Origin of the sequence: Algoriphagus algorifonticola, assembly GCF_007655305.1 — a bacterium.
GTDB classification, from domain to species: domain Bacteria; phylum Bacteroidota; class Bacteroidia; order Cytophagales; family Cyclobacteriaceae; genus Algoriphagus; species Algoriphagus algorifonticola.
This window is the reverse complement of sequence record NZ_VLOG01000018.1, coordinates 25780-50315: the sequence shown is the minus strand read 5'-3', so window position 1 is coordinate 50315 and position 24536 is coordinate 25780. Positions and strand designations below refer to the sequence as shown.

25 protein-coding genes are annotated in these 24536 nt (G+C 40.7%); 6 read left to right on the top strand and 19 right to left on the bottom strand.

Annotated features, from left to right (window positions below; all coding sequences use genetic code 11):
* The first annotated feature begins 17 nt into the window (after window positions 1-17).
* Entirely contained in the window at window positions 18-482 is a 465-nt protein-coding gene (locus FL972_RS03625; protein WP_144603698.1) for a MaoC family dehydratase, read from the top strand.
* On the opposite strand, the gene FL972_RS03620 is transcribed toward FL972_RS03625, so the two are convergent.
* The 7 genes from FL972_RS03620 to FL972_RS03590 form a co-directional block, all read right to left on the bottom strand.
* Window positions 479-1204 carry a tRNA threonylcarbamoyladenosine dehydratase gene (locus FL972_RS03620; RefSeq protein ID WP_144603696.1) on the bottom strand — a complete coding sequence of 242 codons (726 nt, stop codon included), beginning with the start codon at window positions 1202-1204 and terminating at the stop codon, window positions 479-481. The two genes, FL972_RS03625 and FL972_RS03620, sit on opposite strands and share 4 nt — an antisense overlap.
* On the bottom strand, window positions 1201-1848 hold the full coding sequence (locus FL972_RS03615) for a TatD family hydrolase (RefSeq protein WP_250161276.1): 648 nt from the start codon (window positions 1846-1848) through the stop codon (window positions 1201-1203). Before FL972_RS03615 ends, FL972_RS03620 begins: the two co-directional genes overlap by 4 nt.
* A 42-nt stretch (window positions 1849-1890) precedes the next feature.
* Window positions 1891-3213 (bottom strand): serine hydrolase domain-containing protein, encoded by a 1323-nt coding sequence (locus tag FL972_RS03610; protein WP_250161275.1) that lies wholly within the window; start codon window positions 3211-3213, stop codon window positions 1891-1893.
* Window positions 3214-3381: 168 nt separating this feature from the next.
* Entirely contained in the window at window positions 3382-5814 is a 2433-nt protein-coding gene (locus FL972_RS03605) for an outer membrane beta-barrel protein (RefSeq protein WP_144603691.1), read from the bottom strand.
* 204 nt (window positions 5815-6018) lie between these two features.
* A complete protein-coding gene (locus tag FL972_RS03600; protein WP_144603689.1) occupies window positions 6019-6627 on the bottom strand; it encodes a superoxide dismutase in 609 nt (202 codons plus the stop codon).
* Between the two features lie 104 nt (window positions 6628-6731).
* Entirely contained in the window at window positions 6732-7175 is a 444-nt protein-coding gene (locus FL972_RS03595) for a nucleoside deaminase (protein WP_144603686.1), read from the bottom strand.
* Window positions 7175-8308: a hypothetical protein gene (locus FL972_RS03590; RefSeq protein WP_144603684.1), complete on the bottom strand. Its 1134-nt coding sequence runs from the start codon at window positions 8306-8308 to the stop codon at window positions 7175-7177. The genes FL972_RS03595 and FL972_RS03590 overlap by 1 nt, the downstream gene beginning before the upstream one ends.
* Before the next feature lie 239 nt (window positions 8309-8547).
* On the opposite strand from FL972_RS03590, the gene FL972_RS03585 reads away from it, so the two are divergent.
* Complete coding sequence (locus FL972_RS03585) at window positions 8548-9657, top strand: Na/Pi symporter (RefSeq protein ID WP_144603682.1); 1110 nt, start codon at window positions 8548-8550, stop codon at window positions 9655-9657.
* Here FL972_RS03585 and deoC read toward each other — a convergent pair whose 3' ends face one another.
* Entirely contained in the window at window positions 9658-10323 is a 666-nt protein-coding gene (deoC, locus tag FL972_RS03580; protein WP_144603680.1) for a deoxyribose-phosphate aldolase, read from the bottom strand.
* Window positions 10316-11524: an NAD(P)-dependent oxidoreductase gene (locus tag FL972_RS03575; protein WP_144603678.1), complete on the bottom strand. Its 1209-nt coding sequence runs from the start codon at window positions 11522-11524 to the stop codon at window positions 10316-10318. The genes deoC and FL972_RS03575 overlap by 8 nt, the downstream gene beginning before the upstream one ends.
* A gap of 32 nt (window positions 11525-11556) precedes the next feature.
* Here FL972_RS03575 and FL972_RS03570 point away from each other — a divergent pair, with 32 nt between their 5' ends.
* Window positions 11557-12135 carry a methyltransferase family protein gene (locus tag FL972_RS03570; RefSeq protein ID WP_144603676.1) on the top strand — a complete coding sequence of 193 codons (579 nt, stop codon included), beginning with the start codon at window positions 11557-11559 and terminating at the stop codon, window positions 12133-12135.
* A 21-nt stretch (window positions 12136-12156) separates the two neighbouring features.
* Here FL972_RS03570 and FL972_RS03565 read toward each other — a convergent pair whose 3' ends face one another.
* From FL972_RS03565 to FL972_RS03550, 4 genes are read right to left on the bottom strand one after another with little or no spacing between them, the layout of a single operon-like run.
* Window positions 12157-12714 carry an FKBP-type peptidyl-prolyl cis-trans isomerase gene (locus FL972_RS03565; protein WP_144603673.1) on the bottom strand — a complete coding sequence of 186 codons (558 nt, stop codon included), beginning with the start codon at window positions 12712-12714 and terminating at the stop codon, window positions 12157-12159.
* Entirely contained in the window at window positions 12714-13265 is a 552-nt protein-coding gene (locus FL972_RS03560; RefSeq protein WP_144603671.1) for an FKBP-type peptidyl-prolyl cis-trans isomerase, read from the bottom strand. The genes FL972_RS03565 and FL972_RS03560 overlap by 1 nt, the downstream gene beginning before the upstream one ends.
* 31 nt (window positions 13266-13296) lie before the next feature.
* A complete protein-coding gene (locus FL972_RS03555) occupies window positions 13297-14223 on the bottom strand; it encodes an FKBP-type peptidyl-prolyl cis-trans isomerase (RefSeq protein WP_144603668.1) in 927 nt (308 codons plus the stop codon).
* Between the two features lie 39 nt (window positions 14224-14262).
* Entirely contained in the window at window positions 14263-15297 is a 1035-nt protein-coding gene (locus FL972_RS03550) for a DHH family phosphoesterase (RefSeq protein WP_144603665.1), read from the bottom strand.
* Window positions 15298-15483: 186 nt separating this feature from the next.
* Here FL972_RS03550 and FL972_RS03545 point away from each other — a divergent pair, with 186 nt between their 5' ends.
* The gene (locus FL972_RS03545; protein ID WP_091651899.1) at window positions 15484-15906 is read left to right on the top strand and encodes a nucleoside-diphosphate kinase; all 423 of its coding nucleotides are present in this window, start codon (window positions 15484-15486) and stop codon (window positions 15904-15906) included.
* Between the two features lie 75 nt (window positions 15907-15981).
* Here the strand turns inward: FL972_RS03545 and FL972_RS03540 are convergent, their stop codons facing one another.
* The 4 genes from FL972_RS03540 to FL972_RS03525 form a co-directional block, all read right to left on the bottom strand.
* Complete coding sequence (locus FL972_RS03540) at window positions 15982-16797, bottom strand: TPM domain-containing protein (protein ID WP_144603662.1); 816 nt, start codon at window positions 16795-16797, stop codon at window positions 15982-15984.
* Window positions 16775-17212 carry a TPM domain-containing protein gene (locus tag FL972_RS03535; RefSeq protein WP_144603659.1) on the bottom strand — a complete coding sequence of 146 codons (438 nt, stop codon included), beginning with the start codon at window positions 17210-17212 and terminating at the stop codon, window positions 16775-16777. Before FL972_RS03535 ends, FL972_RS03540 begins: the two co-directional genes overlap by 23 nt.
* 3 nt (window positions 17213-17215) lie before the next feature.
* Window positions 17216-17806 (bottom strand): LemA family protein, encoded by a 591-nt coding sequence (locus tag FL972_RS03530; protein ID WP_144603657.1) that lies wholly within the window; start codon window positions 17804-17806, stop codon window positions 17216-17218.
* 112 nt (window positions 17807-17918) lie between these two features.
* Window positions 17919-19172: an aspartyl protease family protein gene (locus FL972_RS03525; protein ID WP_144603730.1), complete on the bottom strand. Its 1254-nt coding sequence runs from the start codon at window positions 19170-19172 to the stop codon at window positions 17919-17921.
* A gap of 203 nt (window positions 19173-19375) precedes the next feature.
* Between FL972_RS03525 and FL972_RS03520 the strand changes: the two genes are divergently transcribed.
* Window positions 19376-19846 carry a Fur family transcriptional regulator gene (locus FL972_RS03520; protein WP_144603655.1) on the top strand — a complete coding sequence of 157 codons (471 nt, stop codon included), beginning with the start codon at window positions 19376-19378 and terminating at the stop codon, window positions 19844-19846.
* Here FL972_RS03520 and FL972_RS03515 read toward each other — a convergent pair.
* Together FL972_RS03515 and FL972_RS03510 are read right to left on the bottom strand one after the other, a co-directional pair.
* Window positions 19843-20283 carry an SRPBCC family protein gene (locus FL972_RS03515; RefSeq protein WP_144603652.1) on the bottom strand — a complete coding sequence of 147 codons (441 nt, stop codon included), beginning with the start codon at window positions 20281-20283 and terminating at the stop codon, window positions 19843-19845. The two genes, FL972_RS03520 and FL972_RS03515, sit on opposite strands and share 4 nt — an antisense overlap.
* A gap of 10 nt (window positions 20284-20293) precedes the next feature.
* Window positions 20294-20908, bottom strand: coding sequence for a cytochrome c oxidase subunit 3 (locus FL972_RS03510; protein WP_250161274.1), 615 nt, complete (start codon window positions 20906-20908; stop codon window positions 20294-20296).
* A 117-nt stretch (window positions 20909-21025) separates the two neighbouring features.
* On the opposite strand from FL972_RS03510, the gene mfd reads away from it, so the two are divergent.
* Window positions 21026-24379 (top strand): transcription-repair coupling factor, encoded by a 3354-nt coding sequence (gene mfd / locus FL972_RS03505; protein WP_144603649.1) that lies wholly within the window; start codon window positions 21026-21028, stop codon window positions 24377-24379.
* The last annotated feature ends 157 nt before the right edge of the window (window positions 24380-24536 follow it).

The window sequence follows — 24536 nt, the reverse complement described above, 5'->3', positions numbered from 1 at the left end:
AAATAGAAACCACCAGTATGAACCCTGTAATTATTAGAAGCTTTGAAGATTTCGAACAGTACAACGGAAAGGAAATCGGAACTTCGGACTATTTCAAAATCACTCAAAAACAAATCAATCTTTTTGCGGACGCAACCCATGACCATCAGTGGATTCACACTGATCCAGAAAGAGCAAAAGTAGAGGGGGCTTTTGGAAATACCATTGCCCATGGCTATCTGACGCTGAGCATAGTTCCTTATCTATGGGAGCAAATTGTCAAGGTGGAAAATCTCAAAATGATGATCAATTACGGCATCGAGTCCCTGAGATTTGCACAAGCTGTGACTGTAGACAGCGAAGTACGTTTGATTGCCAACTTGAAAAACGTAGCCAATCTCCGCGGAACTGTCAAAGCAGAAGTGGAAGTAAAACTGGAAATTAAAGATCAGAAAAAACCGGCATTCACCGGCGTGTTGATTTTCTTATATCACTTTAATTAAGTAGCCAATAAATCATTGACCACCGTTGCCGCACAAGAGCAACCAAATGCTGCTGGCAAGAATGACATGGTACCGTAGGCAGATTTTTTAAAATTAGATCCATCTGTCATCATCAAACTTTCTTTTCTGACAGTTTCTGAAGAAAACACTGCTTTGAATCCGGTATAGATTTTTTTACTCTTGAGCCTCTTTCTCACCATTCTTGCCAGCTTGCATTCATAAGTGTCCGCAATATCGACTACTCTGATTTGAGTAGGATCCACTTTTCCGCCTGCACCCATAGAGCTGACTAAGGGAAATCCTCTTCTAAATGAACCCTCTATCAAATGCAATTTGGGAGAAAGACTGTCAATACAATCCACCACATAATCAAATTCATTGGCTTGTAGCAATTCGTTCATGGCACCTGGATCCAAGAATTTTTTCATTGTATGAATTTTTAGATTGGGGTTGATAGACAAAAGTCTTTCTTCCATCCATTCGGCTTTGGATTGCCCTACGTTCTTTTGGGTCGCGGGCAATTGTCTGTTGCAATTGGAAATATCCACGCTATCACCATCGATAATGGTCATCTCTCCCACTCCTGAACGACAGATAAACTCAGCTGCAAAAGAGCCCACTCCTCCTAATCCTACCACCAAAACATGCTTTTGGGCCAATTTTTCCAGACCTTCTCTTCCAGTAATTAATTCGGTCCGGCTCAGCCAGGCAAAATCACTCATTTTAAATTTTTTCTTGCTATTCGATTCCAGTTTTCTTCCGTCAAGTCCATCGAGTCCTCCACAGAAAGGCCCAAAATTAAAGAAGCGGACTCATATATGGAATTTATCTCAAGCTCTGAATCGTCCGTTTCCAGAAAAATTTTGTGTTTGGGACAGGCTTTAAGCCAATTTTGTGCGTTGGAGTCTTCTTCTAAAATCGCTTTTCCAAAAGAAAAGGAAACAGGAAAATCTTCGAGCTGTTGGGCCAATCTTGGCTTCAAATTCCATCCATGCCAAATGATCTGTGGAGATTTTGAATTGTTTTTTAAAAATTCTACCAATAAATCATGCCCTTTCACGCAATGTAAAATTAAAGGAATACCCCATTCATAGGCTAAATTGGCCTGGGCTTCAAAAGCTTCTTTTTGTATGATGATTTCGGGTCCCTGAATTCTATCAAAGCCCGCTTCACCAATTGCCAATAAGCGAGGTTCGGATTCCAATTCAAGAATTGACTGAAAAGCTTCCTGCCAATTCTGTTTTAAATACCAGGGATGGAAACCCAAAGAAAAATATCCTGTTTCAGGAATCCTTTGACCGAGGATTACATTTTGAATGCAATTCGCCTCCTTTTTCTGATGTGTATGAAAATCAAAAGCACGCACACCCAAATATGAAAAAAAGCCGGATTACTCCGGCCTTTGATGTTATTTCTTTTTATAGCTAAAGGTTCCTCCTCCTTGTTTGAAGGTAAGTTCCCCCTTTTCGGGATCAAAGATAAATACCGCTCCTACAGCTGAAAATTCGAATTGATGCTTGCCGATGGGTTCCAATCTGGTATCAGGCTGACCGCTTGGCTTTGCGACTAGGGTGTCGCCATCTTTGACAAAAGTAAAATTGATAGGAATTTGAGTAGTCACGTATACACCTACATATAAGTCCAAGTCAGAAGGATTAAGAGCGTAAGTCTGAAAAGATGGAATTTTTACCTCATTTCCATAGTTCGCATTCAGTAAGGTAAGGGTAACCTCATTTGCATTCCAGTTTAATCCATTGGAAAGGGTCACAATTGCTACCTGATCGTCCGGAAAATAACCCAACAAGGAGCGGAAACCGTCTATTCCGCCAGTATGGCCATAAGCTTTTCTATCGTAATACGGGAAGGTAAACATTCCTCTACCATACCCTTCTTTGATTTCCATCATTTTAGCCAAGCTACTTTCTGAAATCAATTTTCCATCAAATAGCCCTTGGATGAAAACGATCAAGTCACTCACAGTGGAGGAAATAGCGCCTGCTCCCAAAGGAATGCTCGGATGAGTCTCATTTTCAACTTTCCAAGTTCCGTTATAAGCATAGGATTTCGCTTCATTTTGACTGACATCAACGGATTCAAATACCTCCGTATTCTCTAAACCTAGAGGTTGACTTACCTTTTTTGCCAACAATTCGCCATAGCTACTTTCATATGTTTTTTCCAAAATAAAGGTCAACAAGATATAGTTTGAGTTGCTATATGATGCTTTGGAATTGGGTTCAAAATCACTTCCTCCTTTTTGGATAATAGCAATCATTTCCTCTTCAGATTTTGGCTCGGTACTGTAGCTCAAATAGTTTTCATCATCAGTAAAATTATGAATGCCACTTCTATGATTCAGAAGCATGTCCACAGTAATTTTATCTGCATTGGGAATCTGGGAATAGAAATCCGAAAGCTTTTGATCCAATTGAAGCTTACCTTCCTCTACTGCCTTCATGATCAAAACAGAAGTGAACATTTTGGATATTGAGCCAATCCTGAACTTGGTGTTTTCATTTAGCTTTTGTCCTTTTTCGAAATCAGCAAATCCTATGGATCGACTGTAAACCTTTTCCCCATTTTTCGCAATCATGACAGTTCCCATGTATTTGTCATGGAAATCCAAAGAATCAAAAACCTGATCAGCTTTAGAAAAATCCTGGGCCTTTGTTAATCCAGGGTAGAATAAAGTCAAGCCTGCAGCTAAGGCAAATAAGAATGTTCTTTTCACGTGTTTATAATTTGTTTTTCAGTTGTCAGATGGAATGCCCTACCCCGATTTATCGGGGCATCCCCCTCCCGAATCAAGTTCGGGACAAGTTGTGCGAGATTTTTCCTTACGGGCTTTTCATAATAAATATCAATAAAAATCCCTCCCCAATACGGGAAGGGATTGACATTAATTCAAACGGTTACGCTCTTCTGTACTACCTGTACTGGAATTCACCCGGAAACTTTCTCCTTGAGCAAATCTCCATCTCAGGGTAAATCTGACCCCCTGATTACTTCTGTATTGTCTGAAGCTGGTATCAATATCTGCAAAATTCACATTCGCGCGGATCACCTGAGTCCTAAACAAGTCAGTTCCATTCACAGCCAGCGTCAGTTTATCCTTCATCAAAGACTTGGTCACTCCTGCCTCAACCCAGCCAAATCCGTCTATGGTACCCTGTCCCCAGATTTGAGGTCCAATATACATACCGATCAATTCCAATTTGAATCCGGCTGGCAAGGTCATATTGTGCTGAGTTCTCATCATAAAGGAAGTCTGATCCTGATCCAAGAAGTCATCTCCTATCTGAGATTTGAAGCGGTTATAATTTACCTGAAGCATATTGGATGTGCTCCACCATTCCTTGATTTGAACCGGAACGATAGCTCTGAAGTTTGCGTTTCGCGTCTTGTCAAAGTTGTCAGTGAAAGTAGTGGTAGTTCGACTTTCCTGATCTTGCATAAATACCTGCATAAATGCATCCTCCGTCTCGCTATACCCCAAGGTAAATTGGTACGCTCCTTTTACCACGTGGTTCATTTCAAAATTGTTGGAATACTGAGGCTTCAAACCTGGATTTCCCTGCTCTGAAGTCAAAGGGTCTATGTAATAAATAAAGGGATTCAACAATCGGTAATTCGGACGGGTAATCCTTCTGTTTGCATTGTAAATGATCTGATAGTTGTCGCTTACTTTATGCTGTACAAATACACTAGGGAATAAATTGAAGTAGTTTTGCTCATTAATTTGACCTAGGGTAACTGAGTTTCCTCTGATATCAGAATATTCCCCTCTCAATCCAGCCTGATAGCTGACTTTTTCGGAAAACTTCCCTTTGTAAGAAGCATAAGCTGCCAACACGTTTTCATTGTAGATAAAACGGTTGCTACTTGGGTCAGGCTGGAATGGACCATCTTCGTTTGCTCTTTGCAAGTCCAAATCATTATCTGAATTTACCCAAGAACCTTTCAAGCCTGTTTCAAAGGTGTTTCCATTTTTCAAAGGCTTTACAAAATCCACTTTTGCCGTGAAAATATTGTAATACATTTCATTCAAAGTCAGAATTTGATTTCTCATACCTGATCCTTGATCTTCTCCAGACCAATAAGTGTTTCCTAATAAGGACTCACTGTTGGCATTCATTCTGGTAAAGTCTATATCAGAGCTGATTTTAGTACCCAAGGTATCCAACTTCGCATCATAGTGGAGATTGGCAAAGATTCTATCGCTATGTCCATTCGCATCATTTCTACTGTCCAAATAGTCAATGATATCCGTACCTGGATTAGTAATATTGGTCAGGGAGGTAGAGGTATTGACATCATTGGAAGTGGATGCCTGAATATTCAATCCCAAGTTTTGATTTTCATTGATCTCGTAGTTTGCGGCACCGTTGAAGAACCAGTTTTTATCACGCTGGGTAATTCTGGAAGTTTGATTGAAATTAGATATTCCTTCAGGCAGCGTAAAGTTTCTATTGATGTCCAAATCATTGAAAATGGCATATTGATTATGATTGAAATTGGCATTGGTTGTCCATTTCCCTTTTTTCACATTCAAAGCCACTCCTCCTATAGGAGCCCAAAGTCCATTGTATTGCCCGCCTAACTGCACATTTCCAAAAACTCCATCAACAGTATTACGCTTCAGTTTGATGTTGATCACTCCCGCAGCACCTTCCGCATCAAATCTTGCAGAAGGGTTATTAATTACCTCAAGGCTTTTGATATTATCTGCAGGCATAGATCTAAGGAAGTTAGCTAAATCCGTGGCAGACATATACGTTTGTCTATCATTGATCATGACTACCACACCAGAACGACCATTCAAATTGATGATTCCATCCTGATCTACATAGACTCCCGGGGATCTTCCTATGACATCTAATGCATTGGATCCTTCGGCCATGACAGTGCCTTCTACATTGACCACCGTCTTATCAGGTTCGATGATGATTTCAGGACGTGTGGATTTAACTGTTACCTCATCCAGGCCAGTCATTTCATCCTGAATGTTGACAGTTCCCATATCCTTTATAAGTCCCGGAGTCAATTCAAAAGGTTCAGAAGTGTAGGTATTGAAGCCTATGGAAGAGACCACTAGAGAAACTTTCGCAGATTTAACGGACTCGATGATAAATGATCCGTCTTCATCTGAAACTGCTCCGTCAATCAATCCATTGCCTTCCACAGCTATCAAGGCTACATTGGCATAGGCTACAGGAGCACCTTTTTGATCTAAAATTTTACCGGAGATCCGGCTCACCTCTTTTGCGGCGAGATTACTAAGCCCTAATAGGTAAACAAATAGGGTCAAAAATAAATAGTTGGCAGTTTTCATTTTCAAATAAGATTGAATGTTATTCCTGCCTCCTATTGAAAATGAAATGCCATAGATAGAAAACTAGCTTAAAATAGCTTTAAAGGGCATTTTATTGAAAATCAAAATATCTTCTGCGTTCACTAGCGTACAGTATTTCGTCAGCTAACGGACAAAAAAAGCCCTGAGATTTCCCTCAGGGCTTGTGTTTATTCTTCTAACAGCTTATTTCAAAGCAGCTAAATAACGCTTATTTACTTCTTCCCAGTTGATCACATTCCAGAACGCCGAAACGTAGTCAGGTCTTCTGTTTTGATAGTTAAGATAGTATGCATGCTCCCACACATCTAGCCCTAAAATAGGTGTTCCTTTAATTTCTGCTACATCCATCAAAGGGTTATCCTGATTAGGGGAGGAAGTAACTTCTAATTTTCCGGCTGCTGTCACTACTAACCAAGCCCAACCTGAGCCAAATCTTGTAGCCGCCGCTTTGTTGAATACTTCCTTGAAAGAATCAAAATTTCCAAACTTAGCATTGATTGCATTCCCTACTTCTCCACTTGCTTCACCGCCTCCGTTAGGGGAAAGAATTGACCAGAACAAGCTATGGTTAAAGTGACCACCGCCGTTGTTTCTTACAGCAACATTGGAGCCGGCTACTGCCATTAGCTCTTCCAAAGATTTTCCTTCTAAATCAGTACCAGCCACGGCATTGTTCAGATTTGTAACATAACCGTTGTGGTGTTTTCCATGGTGAATTTCCATGGTACGAGCATCGATATGTGGCTCGAGCGCATTAAAAGCATAAGGTAATGATGGGAGTTCAAAAGCCATTTTTTATAAAATTTTTTGGTTAAACTTTGATTTAAAATCCTTTAAAGAATCTGTGTTGAAAACCAAGTCAGGAAAGAAAAGGTTCTGAAAAGTATGATTTCCTTTTAATTTCTTAGCTTTTTGAAAAAATCAAGCAACAATTTTTCTGATTCTTGAGCTAATAAGCCTCCTTGAAGCTCTGTTTTTGGATGTAAAATCCCAGCATTAGTTTCCCGAAAACCTCTCTTAGGATCCTCAGCTCCATAAAAAACCTTCCCTATTTGGGACCAAAAAAGTGCCCCTCCACACATGGTGCAGGGTTCGAGGGTCACGTAAAGCTTGCACTCCGGAAGATACTTTGCCCCCAAGTAATTAGCTGCGGAGGTAATGGCTATCATCTCCGCATGGGCGGTGACATCATTGAGCTTTTCAGTTTGATTGTAAGCTCTAGCTATAATTCTGTTTTTGGATACGATGACAGCGCCAACAGGGATTTCTCCTTCTTCAAAAGCAATTTGTGCCTGCTTTAAGGCTTCATTCATATAGTATTCGTCAGAGAAGAGCTCCATTACCTAAAGTAATCCAGAATCTCATTTCTTACTCCTTCATTGATGATGACAGCTAATATCAAGGATACTAAAAGACCAATACTAGCTTTGAATACGTCATTTCTTGCCAGCTTGAATGCTCTGTACCTCCAAGCATCTTTTTTCTTTGCCTTTCCATGTTTTCCTATGGCGATAGCCAACTCTCTACCTCCCAAAAGCCCGATAAATACCCAAGTGGTACTCATTGGTACACTGCTGTAAATTTTGAAATAGAAAAGGATAATCGCGTAAACAAAATCAACAATAGTAGCTGCACGGACATCAGTCACATTGGACTTTTCATTGACAATCCCCTGGATTTTATCCCCTTTCAGATAGAAGAGGAATCCTAGTCCTACAAAAACAAAACCTGTGTAAACCAAAAACTCGGTTAAGCCAAGCTGCCTAGGTAAGAATACCGCAATATTGGCTGCATCCTGCATGATCCATACAGACCATAATGTACCAGAAGTGATCCACTGTAAGACCATCCAGTAAGGTTTAGCTTGGCCTTTCAGGTAATTTTTCACAAACCTTTCCAGCGCAAACCATACGACCATGGCTATGGCAAAAGCAAGGATATATCCTACAAAACTTTTGAACATTACGTCCAGGATTGTACCCGCTTTGTAGGTGAATACATTCAACAAAAGAAAAGTCGTAGACACAGGCATTCTCATCCTGGTCATAATTAAAAGCACAATCGGAGCCGCAAGTTGTAAAAACACAAAACTTTCAGGGGCCTTTTCCAGTCCCTTGGTCGTCAATCGCTGATAACTCACATCTCCGTCCAATGTCAACCAGCTATAGGTAACAGTACCCACGAATATCAAGCCCATAAATAACCACAGCCAATACCACTTCCTATTCTGATTGGAGGCGATGAAAGTACCGATGGTCTGTATACTGTCATTGGCTATGGCAGAATAAGCCGCCAAAGCAAATCCAAACCACATAGCTGCGTAGGTGTAAGGCGTGATAATTGCAGCAACTGAAACTAAAATACAAATCACAATCAGGAAAGGCTTTTCCTTTTTGGTGAAGTCAAAAAGAGAATATGCCGTTTTGGATAATTTCTCCTGATTGATGTTTTGGTCTATATTTTTCTTGGCCATGGTTGGAGGCGGGTAAGCAACGGGACAAAATTACAGAAGTTATTCAGCCTTACGTATTAAGAAATTGTTAACTCCTTCCAATATCTTCTCTTTAAGGCAGTTTATGACTTGTATTTCGTAAAAAAATACCAATTTTTGCTCAGAAATTGAATGAAAATTCGGAACCTCGGCGGAATTACCTTTCCAGCTAAATTTCATTTCGATTGCAAAATACTGAAATCTGACTTATTTCATTCCAAATGGAAAGCTGGGACCTAGAATCTTCTAAACCAAATAAAACCAAAAGCTATGTGCTCATGCTTTTGGCGCTTTTCCTGTTCATTTTTGCGATTGATCTGCTGACTGTATCCATGAGTCATCTCAATAATTCTGTCGCAGAGGATTTATTTTTAGCAACCCGCAACCCTTTCGTCAGTCTATTCATAGGCCTTTTAATGACCGCTTTGATTCAAAGTAGTTCCACTGTGACTGCCAGTATCGTGGCGGTAGTAGCTGCCGGAAATTTAGGCCTGGAACAAGCAGTCCCTATGGTCATGGGAGCTAACATAGGTACTACTCTTACCAGTACGTTGGTTTCTTTTTCCTATGTGATGAAAAAGAAAGAGTTCAAAAGAGCCTTATCTGCAGGTATTATCCACGATATCTTCAATATTTTCACGGTACTGGTCCTATTACCTCTAGAGTTATATTTTGGACTTTTGACTAACCTGGCTGTTTATTTTGCTAATTTTTTCGGATCTGACGAAAACTTCACTGGCCCTTTGATATACAATAAAGTCTTCACTCGACCCCTGACGCAATGGGTAAGTGATACGATTAATATTCCTTTCCTGACCACGATACTGGCGGTATTTCTGGTTTTTGCAGCCATAAAAGTTTTGGCGACCTCAGTTTATAAGGCCTTCGTCGTAGATAGCTTCCGGGACATCAGCAATATGATCTTCAAAAAAACTGGATTGGCTTTCACTTATGGACTTTTCTTTACTGCCGCAGTCCAGTCCAGTACAGTGACAACTTCCTTGATTGTTCCTCTGGTTGCCACTCGAAAAGTTTCTTTAAAAAAAGTGTTCCCTTTTGTAGTCGGGGCAAATATCGGAACTACCATCACCGCTGCTTTGGCGGCAATTTACAAAAGTGAAGCGGCCATTGCCCTAGCCATTGTGCATTTCTTATTCAATACATTTGGGGCAATTATTATCCTTTCCTTCCCTCAATTCCGAATTCTCCCTGTAAGATTGGCTTTGTATATGGGTAAAAAATCAGTCAAATCCAGGTTTCTGGGATTTGCTTATATCCTCTTGACCTTTTTTATTATTCCATTCTTACTGATTTACTTCAGCACTGAATAACTAGCTTTGGGAGGCTTTCCAGGCATCCATCAGGGCTTTTGCTGAGCTAGTTCCAATCCTGTCTGCACCAGCCGCTATCAATTCCCTTGCAAGCTCCAGCGTTTTGATTCCTCCACTGGCTTTAATTCCTGTTTGGGAAGAAAGGGTTTGGCGCATCAATTGAATATCCTCCACTTTGGCACCACTGGATGCATAGCCTGTTGATGTTTTGACAAAATCTGCTCCTGCATCCTGACAAATAAGACAAGCCTCCTGTATTTGATCCGCATTGAGATAAGCTGTTTCTATAATTACTTTCAGAATACGCTCCTCTTCATGGCAGATTTTAGCTATTTGGGCAATCTCAATCTTCGGCCAATTCATTCCTGAATGATAGGCTGTTTGAGACCAAACCAAGTCCAACTCATCAGCTCCCTGTTTGATTGCTTCTTGGGTCTCAGCAACTTTGCTGGCGGTATCCTGAAAACCGAAAGGAAAACCAATAACAGTGACAGTTTGAATATCCTCCTTCTCCAGTTCCCTACTGACCTTTTTTACCCAAAAAGGAGGGACACAAACGCCAACAAATTGCTCCTCGATAGCATCCTGAATAAGACGGTCAACCTCTTCACCAGTCATAGTAGGCTTGAGAAGAGTAGATTCTAAATAGCGATTTAATTTATTCATGGGGATAAACAAAGTCTCTTAAGTGCATAAACTCTAATGTGAGATCTCCATCTCTGGCAAGGGTGGCTTTTTCCAAAATAGGAGCAGGCTCGTCCAATAATTCAGGAATGACCCACTTGATTAATTGATTGCCAAAATCCTGACTGGCCTCCCTGGGAATTTCGCAGGGAAGATTATCAATGGCCATCACAGAAATGCTTCTCTGCTTCCCAAAGGCGTCAATCTCCTGACCAGTCTCCCTGTCTATGTCATAAACAGGAGAAAGAATGGTAGAAGCCCTCCGAGTAGTAGGCACAGAGCCATCTATATCGCAAGTGACATCAGCTATCACCGAAATTGCAAAATCATCAGAATTGATGTCTTCTAGTTTAAAAAGCCTTGGTGCTTCGGGATCCCAATAAGCTGCTGCAATCAGAATTTCACCTTCTTCAGCATATTTGAGAAAATGGCTTTCGTAGCGCTCAGGATTGGAATAGAATTCTTCCCTTTCATATCCTCCATCCGTTTTTCGCCTGTTGTAATCTTCGGATCGTAACTGAACAAACACAGCCTCATCAAAATATTGATGTAAAAAGTCCTCTTTGTTCACCTCTTTGATTCCCATTGCTTCCAAGATCTCTTTTGCTCCTTTCCCGACTCTACCTGCTCCCGTTAAAATGATTTTAACAGGTGGAAGCTGAACTTTCTTCAATTCGGCTTTCATATCTGCCATGTCAAAACATTCATAGGCACGTTTTAGGTCAAATAGAGCGGTCTTTTTCCCATAGGTCCAAAAAGCATTATAAGCTCCTACCACGCCTGCCCATCGTCCAAAAGCAACTACCCTATTTCCTTGCTGATCTTTTAAAACCTCATAATCAATCAAGCGGATATTTTTCTCCAAGACTGCCTGTAGCAAGCCACGGTTATAACTTTGTCTTTTGATTGTATGAGAAAAGAAAAAATAGGTTTTATCCGGGATTAATTTATCCACAGGAACCTCCTTGACTCCAAAGAGCACATCACAGGCAGATAAATCCTCCACTACACTGATTCCTTTTTGCTCAAACTCCTCGTCCGAAAAACATCGAACAGGGCTGGATTCTACATAAAAGGAAAGTTGGTCTGAATATTTTTCACTCAGACCCTGGATTTGCTCTGGCGTAAAAGGACTTCTTTTGTCAGGGGGATTTTTTCCTTCGCGGATTATTCCGATTTTCATAAAAATTCTTCTTCTACCGGGTAATACTTAGAATGGACTATTGGATACTGGCTTTGAGTTGGGCTATATTTTATACAACTCACAGCGTTTTCGCTGCCTCCAAGTTAAAAAGAATTCTGAAGGAGAAATTAGGTTCAGCCTATAAATGGTACCGCCTTTTTTATTCTTTATTCTCATTACTGCTTTTAATTGGAATAGGCTATGTTTCCATGCAAGTTCCTACTCAAAAAATTCTGCCAGGCTCGGATATTTCAAGCTACTTTGGGTACATGGCCGCCACTTTTGGGACTATTATTCTGGTAAAAAGTAGCAAAGCATGGTCTTGGAAAGAATTTATAGGCATTAAAGAAGAATCTAACACGAAAGAACTCATCCAATCAGGATGGTATGCTCGAGTGAGGCATCCTCTTTATCTGGGCATAATTTTGATATTTCTGGGTTACTTTTTGGTGGCAAGCTCCATGAGCTCCCTCATTCACCTGATCTGCTTACTCATTTACCTTCCCTTTGGGATTTATTTTGAAGAGAAAAAACTGCTACAAAACTTCGGTAAACCTTATGAGACGTATCAAAAAAATGTTCCGGCTCTATTCCCTAAACTCAAAAAATAAAAGGGCCGAAGCCCTTTTCATTTAATCTATTCCTCTGAAATCTATATCAAATCGTAAGATGGAATTCTCGGGTATTCTTTCATTGATCTTTTGGTTTCGGTAAGCATAAGGTGAAGGAATTATTAACACTGCCTTAGACCCCGGTCTCAGCCTCCTAAAGCCAATATCCCAACCTTGTATAACCTGACCAGAACCCAATGTGAATCTAAGAATTTCATAAGTCGCTGTTTCAACATAAATGTCATTGTCTCTAGCTACCTGCTCACTGGTGGTATCAAATACCGAACCGTCACTGATTAATGATCCCGTATAGTCTGTATATACTACTGTTCCTCCGGTAGGCCTAGAACCAACCCCTTCTTCTTGAACGATAATAATAACGCCACTTGGATCATGAATCCTTCTGACACTATCGATTTCAGCAGTTTTCAGATATTCATCTATTTTCACTCTATCAATTGCCAGATTGGCCTCCGAATCATAAATAGGGCCAGTTGCAAATGGATTGGTTGGTTCACAACCAAACATAAGCATCATGGCAAAGAGAAGAGAAAAAAGAATTGAATTACGCTTTATCATTAGTTCTGGGGTCCTTTCTTTAATTCAACAAACTCAATTTCAAAAATCAGGGGAGTATTCGGAGCAATATTATCTCTTCCCGCAGGTCCATAAGCAAAGGCAGATGGCATTAAGACAGTAGCCTTATCTCCAACTTCCATGATAGCTACTGCCGTCTCGAAGCCTTCAATAAGTTGCCTTCTTCCCTGTACGTACCTGATGGGTCCGTATTGCCTGTTTTCGGTATAAATATTATTTGCTCTTGCTATTGTTTCAATCGTGGTATCAAACACTTTATTAGTCAAGAATTTTCCTGTATAATTGACTCTAACGGTATCGCCTGGAGCGACCATTCTACCACTATTGGAAAGTTCTTGCCAAATCACTCTATAACCAGTCAACTCATCTACAAAATCCTTGGGACCTGTCAGCGGATTAGCTGCCAGATATTCCTCAATTGCCTTTTTGTCTTTTTCTAAAACACCTTGAAAAGTGGAGTCTTGATCAATACAAGCCATCATAGCAAAACCACTAGCAAGAATTAGCAATAAGGAAGTTAATCTGAGTTTCATAGTTTTTGAAATGATTTGGAATCTAGGTTACTTATTTTTGAACGTCTGTCACTTCAACGTCGAAAACCAAAATTGAGTTTGGACCTATCAATGCTCCCGCTCCGTTTTCTCCATAAGCTAGAGGAGAAGGAATCAAGAATTTAGCCTTAGATCCATTTTTCAACAACATCAAACCTTCATCCCAGCCTGGAATTACCTGACCCATTCCAACATTTACCGGAAGTGGCTCATATGGACGCTGTGGGTTATACATGTTGTTGTCTTTCGCAAGCTGCTCATAGGAAGTATCGAAAAGAGTTCCGTCGATTAGGTAACCTGCATAGTTCACATACATGGTAGTTCCTGGAGTGATAGCTTCGCCGGTTCCCTCTTCTTGAATCACATAATACAAACCGTTTTCAGTCTTCTGCACATCCAAACCGTTCTCTTTAGCGTACTCTTCAATTGTTTTTCCTTCCTCCACGATCAATACTTTTGCCCGCTCAGCTCTTTTGGCAGCTTCTGCCTCATTCGCTTTTGTAAAGAAATCCATCAAAGCCTGCTCTGACATAATATCAAAAGCTCCCAATCTGATTTTCACAGTTTCATTTTCTTCCAAGAATGGAGGATAGTTATCTCCGAAAATGGTTTTAGCGGTAGATTCAAAGTGAATGCTATCTCCTTTTCTCAAAGACATAAAAATTTCATCCATCCCATTATTGGTAGGCATGGAATCATTTGCCATCAAGTAGCCAGGTACAGGTTGATCATTGGTAGTGTAGATCACAGAATCTTTGGAATTCATAATTTCCAAATGGTACATCAGGAAGTCACCGTTTGCTGGCTTCTCACTTCCTTCTTTGATATAGGTATATTCGATTCCATCCTTCTCGGTTACTTTGGTTTTTTTACAAGAAGAAAGAACAAGTGATCCTGTCAAAAGGACCAAAACTGCCAAAAGGCTAGATTTATTTTTCATAAAGATTAGGTGGTTATTCTATTTTTAAGGTTGCTGAAATCAATTGCTGGAGACAGGCTCTTGATCAAAAAGCTCATCCTGATGTTCCTCCACTAGATTTTCAAATTTCTCTATGGTCTCCTTCAGGTTTCTTTCGGATTTACCTCCTGCTGCATTTTTATGTCCACCTCCGTTGAAGTAAGACGCAGCAAATTTATTAACCGCTACTTCACTTGAGGATCTGAATGAAATTTTTATTCCGTCTTCTCTCTCTGAAAACAATGCGGCTAACTTGATTCCGTCCAAAGATAAGGCATAATTGACCAATCCTTCTGTATCTCCGGTCCGGCTTTGATATTTTTTAAGATCTTTTTTGCTGATCGCAAAGTAAGCAGTATGGATATCTTCTCTCACTACCAGTCTTCGGCTAATCGCAAAACCGATAAACTTCAGACGATTGACGGAATTAGAATCATAAATCCAATTGGCAATCTGAGAAGGGTTGGCCCCTAAATCAATCAATTCGGCAACGACCAAGTGAACATTTTTAGTAGTATTGGGATGGCGAAAACCACCCGTATCCGTCATGATGCCAGCATAAAGGGATGCTGCAATATCCTTGTCAATCAGCTCCTTATCGCCTAATTCTACGATCAGCTCATAAACCAACTCGCAGGTCGCAGCAGCTTCAGTACTCCAATATTTGAAGTCAGCGAAGTCCTCCGGATCCTGATGGTGATCAATATTGACAATAAATGCATCCGACTGACGGATCATTTCACCCAATTCATTGACTCTGTTGAGCACAGAAAAATCCAGACAGAAAACGACATCCGCTTCATTCAAAGCTTTGGTTGCTGACTTCTGATGATCTTCCCTACTAAAGTCCAAGACTAAATCGTTCCCTTCCATCCAATTCAGGAAAGAGGGATAATCTGTCGGAGTCACCACAGTTACCTCATGTCCTTTCTTCAGCAGATAGTTGGCTAATCCCAAGGAGGAACCCAGCGCATCCGCATCCGGTTTGACGTGAGTGGTGATGAATATTTTTTTGGGTGAAGATATTTCTTTTTTAAACGAGGCTAATGCTTCCATTTATATAGGTTCAACGGCACTTAGGCACTAGTAGTCCGCAAAGGTCAGGATTTTTTTGACAATTCCCAACTTAGTCATTTTATTGAAAATGAACGAAATAGAGGATTATTCCTTGGAATTTCTCGGATTCTGAATTCTATTCCCCTATTTTTGCGGCCGAATTAAACCAATGTAAACTCAAAACACATGGCAGGAAACAGAACATTCACCATGATCAAGCCTGATGCATTCGAGGCTGGTAACTCTGGAGCAATCCTAAAGATGATCGAAGAAGCAGGTTTTAAAATCGTGGCAATGAAAGCTACCCGATTGACTCCTGAATTGGCAGGTAAATTTTATGAGGTTCACAAAGAAAGACCTTTCTACAAGGATCTTTGCGCATATATGTCTTCTGGACCTATTATCGCTGCTATCTTGGAAAAAGACAATGCAGTAGAAGATTTCAGAAATTTGATCGGTGCTACCAACCCAGCAAATGCGGCTGAAGGTACTATCCGTAAAATCTTCGCTAAGTCTATCGAAGCCAATGCAGTTCACGGATCTGACTCTGATGAAAACGCTGCAATTGAAGGTAACTTCTACTTCTCTCAATTGGAAAGAGTACTTTAATCCGAGAGCAAGAATCATAAAAAAAGCGCCATCTGGCGCTTTTTTTTGTATTAAATTTTTTTTCTAAGAAGGGCTTTACCAGCTTCCACCGGCTCCACCGCCTCCGAAGCTTCCGCCTCCGAAACCGCCGAAGCCGCCACCTCCTCCACCAAATCCTCCGAAGCTTCCTCCTCCTTTGGAGAAGTCTCCGAACTTTCCGCCTCCGCCTTTCAGCAAGTTGGCTAGCATGATAGTGGTCAGGATATCAACTCCTCCTCCTTTGCCCCCCATGTGGTTGTCATTGTCATTCCGGTTTTTCAACAGAGGCAAAATCACAAAGAGGAAAATAAATAGCAAGAAGATAAATATGGCTCTACCATGATTGCCATTTGAGATCACCTCCTCGGCTTTATATTCACCTGAAGCAAGCTTGATAATCATATCCGTGGCCTGATCCAAGCCTTGATAATATGACTCCATCTTAAAGTTGGGGACGATCAAATTATCGACAATGCGGTTTGCCAAAGCATCAGGAACCACTCCTTCCATTCCGTATCCTGTGGCGATAAAGACTTTTCGGTCGTTCATCGCCGCCAAAATCAGAACTCCATTGTCCTCTTTCCCTCCAATTCCCCATTGATCACCAAGTTGAAAGGCGTAATCAGATATATCATACTGCCCAATAGAGCGAATCATGACAATGGCTATCTGAGTGGATGTGCTATCGTTATAGGCTACAAGTTTGCGCTCCAGCCTTGCCACTTCGTCCTGAGATAATGTCTGGGTAAAATCATTCACCAGTCTGGGAGGATTCGGAACAGGAGGGAAATCCTGAGCAAATCCCACAAGACTTACCAAAGAAAAAAGAAATAAAAACAGCGTTATGGATTTAAGATCCAAATGAAATCTCATCGGGTAGTTCGTTTTCGTCTGAATCCCCTTGGTATGGGAAATGCTCGGCAAGAGCTTCGCCAGCTTGATGAATTCCATCAATCAGACCTTGAGTGAATTGACCTTTTTTAAACAAATCGGCCATGTGGTTTTTGATGTCTTCCCAGAAATTTTTGGGCACAACTGCATTGATTCCTGCGTCTCCCAAAATGGCAAACTTATGATCTTTGACAGCCAAGTAAAATAAAACTCCGTTTCTATCTTTGGTTTGATACATTTTCAGGGTTTCAAATACCTCAGCCGCTCGGTCCAACACATCTATCCTACAGTGATTTTCGATATGAACCTGAATCTCTCCGGAAGTGGTAACTTCGGCAGTTTGGATTGCTGACACGATCTGCTTCTTCTCTGCCGAAGTGAATAATTTTTCAGCCATAATTTAGAATTCTACAGTAGGTGCATTTTCTGCTCCGGCTACTGCTTCAAACTTCCCTTTGGTTTCAAATCCATACCAACCTGCAAAAAGGTTATTCGGGAATGTTCTTAAAGTAGTGTTGTAGGTAACTACCTCCTGATTGAAGTTTCTTCTAGCCACAGCTATCCGATTTTCTGTTCCTTCCAACTGAGCCTGCAAATCCAAGAAGTTTTGGTTGGCCTTCAGGTCAGGATAACGCTCCACTGTAACCAAAAGTCTGCTTAAAGCACCGGAAAGCTGCTCTTGGGCTTGCTGGAATTGCTGGAGATTTTCAGGAGAAAGATTGTTAGCATCCACATTGATAGAAGTAGCCTTAGATCTTGCTTCGATGACGCCAGTTAGGGTTTCCTGCTCAAAATCAGCATAACCTTTTACTGTGTTGACCAAGTTTGGGATCAAGTCTGCTCTCCTCTGGTATTGAGTCTCCACCTCAGCCCATTGACCGCTGACTTGCTCCTCGGCCTGAACAAAAGTATTGTAAGTGCCAACAGCTTTGGTATAAATAAAAATACCAACAACTGCCAGAATCAAAATTGGAATTAATAGCTTTTTCATTTTTTGCATTAGGGTTATAAAACTGAACTATTGACGAAATTACCTTAAAATAAGTTTCCCAGAGGATGTTTTTCCCAAAAATAGCCAAATTTCAAAAGGAGAGAGTAATAGGCTAGATCTGCTTTTCCAGCCTGATTTTATAAGTAAAGTCTTCATATCGGGTCAATTCTTCATCGAAAAACCTTCTCACTTCGATTTCTATGACTTTCCCTTCCTCAGAGCGAAACAATTTGATCACATCCGAAAGCTCCCAAATCAAGGTTGGAATTTTATTAATACTCAAAATTTCATCAAAAGCCTCAATTCCGGCCACATCTGCCGGAGAACCTTCACGAACCTGACCAATGTAAAATCGCTTATCGTCTGTAGGAATCTTTTTAACATTGAGGCCACTCATATCGTATTCATAAGGTGCATAGAAGTTATCTCCTTTTTTCATCATGGCACGCTTCCTTGGATAGTCCAAAATCAACCTTGTTCTACCCAAAACCTCTGATCCAAGACTTCCCATTCTTCCGGATTCCTTGATGATATAGCTGAAGGCTGTCTCATCCGGGTAGGAAGTCAAGACCTCCTTTTGCTTCAAGCTTTGGATTTTCAACCAATCCACTCGTCCTATGTATCCATAAAGCAAGCCTCCCAAGCTTTGGCCCAATTCTGCTTCCAGGTTATCTTCAGGCAATTTTATTTTCTCGGATGTTTCCCGATTGAGAAGCAGCCCATGATTGGCTCCGGTATCTATCAATAATTTTGATTCCAATACTTTCCCGTTTTTCTGCTTTATTTTAGCACGGATATAGGGCTTGTTTTGATCTATTTCCAATGGCATTTTTTTATAGAAAGGGGGTCTCCATTTCATAGCATCGGTCCTAAAAAACTCTATTCTTTCATCATCATAATTGATCTTGACAGGATTAAATTTGAAAAACTCATAGCCAATGATACCATAAATTGGTATTCCTACCACCGACTCCAATTCCAAAAAATCCTCTTCCAAAACCAATAAGCTTTGAGCTAAACCTTCTATCGGGCCTAAATCAATATGATTGACAGGAGATACCGATGCCATTATTTCTTCCGAACCGTCAGCCCCCATCAAGTTGAGCCTGCGAGTATATTCCAGACCCATCGCATCCCCCAAATCTTTGCTGAATAAAATATTAGACCTTACCCCAGTGTCAATCAGAAAATTGACCGGATAGGCACCATTGATTGACACAGGAACTATGATAAGAGAGTTGGAAGCATAAAATGGTAGAATGACCCTTCTCTTGTCCTCCTTCATAAAGAAACCAGGCACTTGAGCTTGGGCATTAACTAGGTTTAGGCCAAGAAAGAATAAGATCAGCAGGGTCTTTTTTATCATTCGAGCCACAATCGGGTGATTGGTTTAAGTTAAGGTTTTTTCAACAACCTTACTCTTATTTTACTAACCATTTTATGCGGGATGTTTGTTCAATCAATGGAAATAATTCTTAATTAGACTGATCCCAAATTAGCACCCACAAATCCTGTATTGTTGCCAAAAATTGGATAATACTCCATCTTTAATTTTACAAAATATTGGAAATGGCAGACAAGGCACTGATCGAGAAAGCGAAAAAAATCTTTGAAAACTTCCTGATTAAACAAAGGAGCAGGAAAACTCCGGAGCGTTTTTCAGTGATAGATGAATTATACTCTCTTCCAGAAGACGAACATATGGACGTGGAAGGCTTATTTCTAAGTATGAGAAATAAAGGATATACAATCAGCCGTGCAACAATTTACAATACCCTAGACTTGCTGGTAGAAAGTGGCTTGGCAGTGAAGCATCAGTTCAAAGATAAAGTTGCGCTATACGAACAGGCCTTAACTTACAAGCATCACGATCATCACGTATGCAATCAGTGCAGAAAAATCCGAGAGTTCTCCGATCCAAAAATTAATGAGATTAAAGAATTAATCGGAAATGAGTTTGGCTCCTCAATCACTTCTCATTCCTTGGTTCTTTATGGGGACTGCAGGATTGAAAACTGTGAAAATCTCCCAAAGATTTAACTTCTGCTAAACACCTTTTTATAAATGGGTTTTCTGTAAAAAAACTGACCCAACATCGCAGGGTATAGCAAGAATGTAAGGAGCTTGTTGGGCCCTTCATATTCTATTTCATCCCGGATAATACTGCCTTCGCCCTTTTTGATGATTCGGTGCTTGTGAGTCCATTTTTTGAGAAAAAAGGGCAATACAACTCCTCGGTCAATGAAATAGAATTCCTCTTCATTGGTTTGATCCTCGGTAATTTCACTGGTCCACTTTTGCTTAAAAAAGATAAAATTCAACTCTAAAGAAACCATATCTCCCTTTTTGGAACCGTCAAATCTTATGAGTTTGACCGGAGGAAAAGGAGGACTCAGTCGCTTAAAAAGGGCTTCATTGAAACCTTCTTTGACTGATAAATAATCCTGCTGTACAGGAGACTCTATGGTAAGTTTCATGATTTTCTTTTTAAAAGCTCAGAACAAATAGCATGAATAAGATAAGCCAAATTGCATCCATAAACTGCCAATAGACAGTAAAAAGTCGAATTCGCATTTTTTCATAAGGATTAGTCAACAAAATCAGATGCTTGATACTATCCTCCTGATTCTTTTGAAGCTGAACCCAAAGTATCACGGCAAAAATCATAGCTACTAAAAGGTGGAAAATATGAATACCAGAAAGCACGTAAAGAAAACTTCCGCTGGGAATTCCTTTGAAGTTGATTCCCATGGCTTGTAGCTCCAGCCATCCGGTAAATTGTAAACCCGTAAAAACCAAACCCAAAAAGAGTGTATTCCTCAAAGACTGAAGGACCTTTTCGGTTCTTTCTTCTTGGTAAAATATTCTCATCCGGGTAGCCGTGTATCCACTAATTACCAGCAAAAAGGTAGAAATCATGAATGAAATAGGTATTCTCTGATTCATTCCTTCCAGCTGATCCAAGCCCGAGAATAAAAAAGCTGCCACCATAAATAGGAAAATTAGCCCACTCCCAATCATCCCCAAATACAGTAAAGTTTCATAGGGGTGAAGGCTCTCCAGTTTTTGAAACCAGGTTTTCGGTTCGTTTACATTGCTCACGTTGGCAAAACAATTTATCAGGCCTTAGGTTCACAATTTTATCGAATCTCTCTTCGATAAGATTCAAAAACGCGAAAAGCCCTAAATTGCGCTCCCAAACTTAAACCAGCTTACCTCTTGGACCGACAGGCATTCCTATCCATCTATCAATCGGACCCTTTTTTTCAGACCTTTTCCGAAAAAATCCTTCAGGAAGGAAAGACCGATTTCCAAATCAAAGGTCTTTCGGGAAGTCTTGATATGGTCTTGTTTGCCACCTTTTTCCAAAAAAACGGTGGCTTTCATCTGATTATTGCTCAGGATAAGGAGGAAGCAGCTTACCTTAATTCTGATCTTCAGAGCTTATTGGCTACTGAAGAGCATATGATTTTTCCCTCCAGCTTCAAAAAGCCTTATCAGTACGAGGAAGTGGACAATGCCAATGTATTGCTTCGCTCTGAAATTCTAAACCAGGTTCTGGATGCCAAAGAGGGTTCAAAAATAATCATCTCCTACCCCGAGGCCCTCTACGAAAGGGTGATCAATAAAAGGTCCCTCCAAGAAAACACTTTCACTGCCAAGGTTGGAGAGCAAGTGGATATGGAATTTGTGTCAGAATTGCTTGCGAGCTATGATTTTGAGCGCACAGATTTCGTTTACGAGCCCGGTCAATTCGCGATTAGAGGGGGAATTTTAGATGTTTTTTCTTTCTCAAATGAGCATCCCTACCGTTTGGAATTATTTGGGAAGGAAATAGAAAGTATCCGGACCTTTGACGCAGAATCTCAGCTATCCATCGCTGAGGTGGAGCAAATTTCTCTCATCCCCAATACCCAAACCAAGCTATTACAGGAAGTCAGACAGTCATTCCTGGGCTTTTTACCAGAACAAACCAAGCTATGGATCAAGGATTATCAACTGACCATAGATGTGATGACGGAGTGTTTTCATAAAGCAGAGCATGCCTTTGATTCCATTCTTGCCAAAACCAATCAAACCAAAACCCTTTTAAAGCCAGAAGATTTATTTGAAACCGGAAAGGATTTCAAAGAACAATCCACCCAGTTTAGCAGAGTTGAATTTGGAAGGCAGTTTTATTTGAAAGGAAGTGAATCCATTACATGGGATTCTCAGCCCCAACCCTCTTTCAATAAAAACTTTGACCTGCTGGTGGCCAGTTTGGCTGAAAATGAGAAAAAGGGTTTCTCAAATATCATTACTGCTGAAAATGAGAAGCAGATTGACCGCTTAATCGGAATTTTCAAAGAGCTTGATCCTACGCTCCATGTGCAAAGCATGCTTTTGGGTTTGAGAGAGGGGTTTGAGGATAGGCAAAGCAAATTGGTCTGTTATACTGATCATCAGCTTTTTGAAAGATTCCACCGTTACAAGTCCCGAAAAAAGGCGAGCAAATCCAAAGCCCTGACAATTAAAGAACTTAAGGCCCTACACCCTGGTGACTATATAGTGCACGTGGATTATGGCGTGGGAAGATTTGCCGGATTGGAAAAAGTAGAAGTAGGCGGCAAAATGCAGGAAGCCGTTCGATTGGTGTTTAGGGACGATGACTTGCTTTATGTCAACATCCACTCCCTTCATAAAATCTCCAAATATTCCGGACAGGAAGGACAAGCTCCTTCCATGTCCAAGTTGGGTTCACCGGAATGGGAAAATAAGAAGACCCGAGCCAAAAAACAGGTCAAGGACATTGCCAAGGATTTGATTGAGCTCTATGCTAAAAGACGTGGCGCTCCGGGTTTTGCCTTTTCGAGAGATTCTGTTTTGCAGGTGGAATTGGAGAGTTCGTTTATTTATGAAGACACTCCAGATCAGGCATTGGCGACCTCTGATGTCAAGTCAGATATGGAAAAATCCTATCCAATGGATAGATTGGTTTGTGGAGATGTGGGCTTCGGGAAAACTGAAGTAGCTATTCGAGCAGCTTTCAAGGCTGTAAATGACCGAAAGCAGGTAGCTGTACTAGTTCCAACCACCATATTGGCTATGCAGCATTATCAAACCTTCAAGGAGCGTCTGGAAAATTTCCCTGTCAAAGTTGATTTTATTAATAGGTTCCGCACCACCAAGCAAGTCAAAGAAATTGTAGAAAAAGTAAAAAGTGGGGAAATAGACATCCTGGTAGGTACCCATAAGATTGTCAATAAGGATATCCAATTTAAAGACCTGGGACTTCTGATCATCGATGAGGAGCAAAAATTCGGTGTTAAGGTAAAGGATCAGCTCAAAAACTTACGGGTCAATGTGGATGTGCTGACGCTTACTGCAACCCCGATTCCCCGAACTTTACACTTTTCATTAATGGGAGCAAGGGATCTTTCAGTTATTGCTACACCTCCGCCTAACAGGCAGCCTGTTACTACCGAAGTACAAACCTTTCAGGAAGAAGTTATCCGTGATGCGGTAGCCTATGAATTAAGAAGAGGTGGACAGGTGTTTTTTGTGCACAATAGAGTGGGTGAGATAGATAGCATTGCAAATTTGATCATGAAACTAGTTCCAGAAGCCCGTGTGGTTGGGGCACATGGTCAAATGGATGGCAAAAAACTGGAACAAGTCATGGTGGATTTCATCAATCATGAATACGATGTGCTGGTTTCAACCAATATCATTGAGTCCGGTTTGGATATAGCCAATGCAAATACCATCATCATCAATCGGGCCCATATGTTTGGATTGAGTGATCTGCATCAGATGCGGGGAAGAGTGGGCCGAAGCAATAAAAAAGCTTTCTGTTATCTCTTGACTCCACCTATGTCTGGTTTGACTCCAGAATCCAGAAAAAGACTTCAAACTTTGGAAGAGTTTTCTGATCTGGGAGATGGTTTCAAGGTTGCCATGAAGGATTTGGATATTCGCGGCGCTGGAAATTTACTTGGCGCGGAACAAAGCGGATTTATTACAGATTTGGGCTTTGAGATGTATCATAAAATCCTGGATGAGGCGGTACAGGAATTGAAAGAAAATGAATTTGCTGCCCTTTTCGAAACCGATCTGAAAGAAAAGGTCAAGGTATTGGTGCAGGATTGTACTATAGAAACCGATTTGGAGCTGTTGATTCCGGAAGAATATGTCAGCAATATTTCTGAAAGATTAGGGCTTTATTCCAAGTTGGACTCAATCAAAAATGAGGAGGAGCTGAACAAATTTGCGACCATGCTGGAGGATAGATTTGGCCCTGTTCCTGAAGCTGTGGTGGACTTGATGGAAACCGTGCGCTTAAGATGGAAAGCAGAGAAACTGGGCATAGAAAAGTTGGTCTTGAAAAACAAGCAGATGAAGTGCTACTTGTTGCCGGCTTCCAGAGATGATTTCTACTCATCACCTGTTTTTCAACAAATTATGCAATTTGCGCAATTGAATTCACGTTACTTTAAAATAAAGGAGCACAAGAATCGTTTGATTCTTACTGTATCGGATGTTTCCGACATTTCTATGGCACAAAAATGGCTAAAAGAGATGCTAGCAAGCTGATTTTCAAAAAATTTAACTGGCATAAATATTGCAGTTTTGCACAAGAAATTTGCAGGATTCTCCCGATTTCGGGCTTTTTTGGCTCAAACTGAGAGAATAACAAATTTTCAAATCATTGGAAGTACTTAGGATTGACTATATATTAGCACTCTTAAAC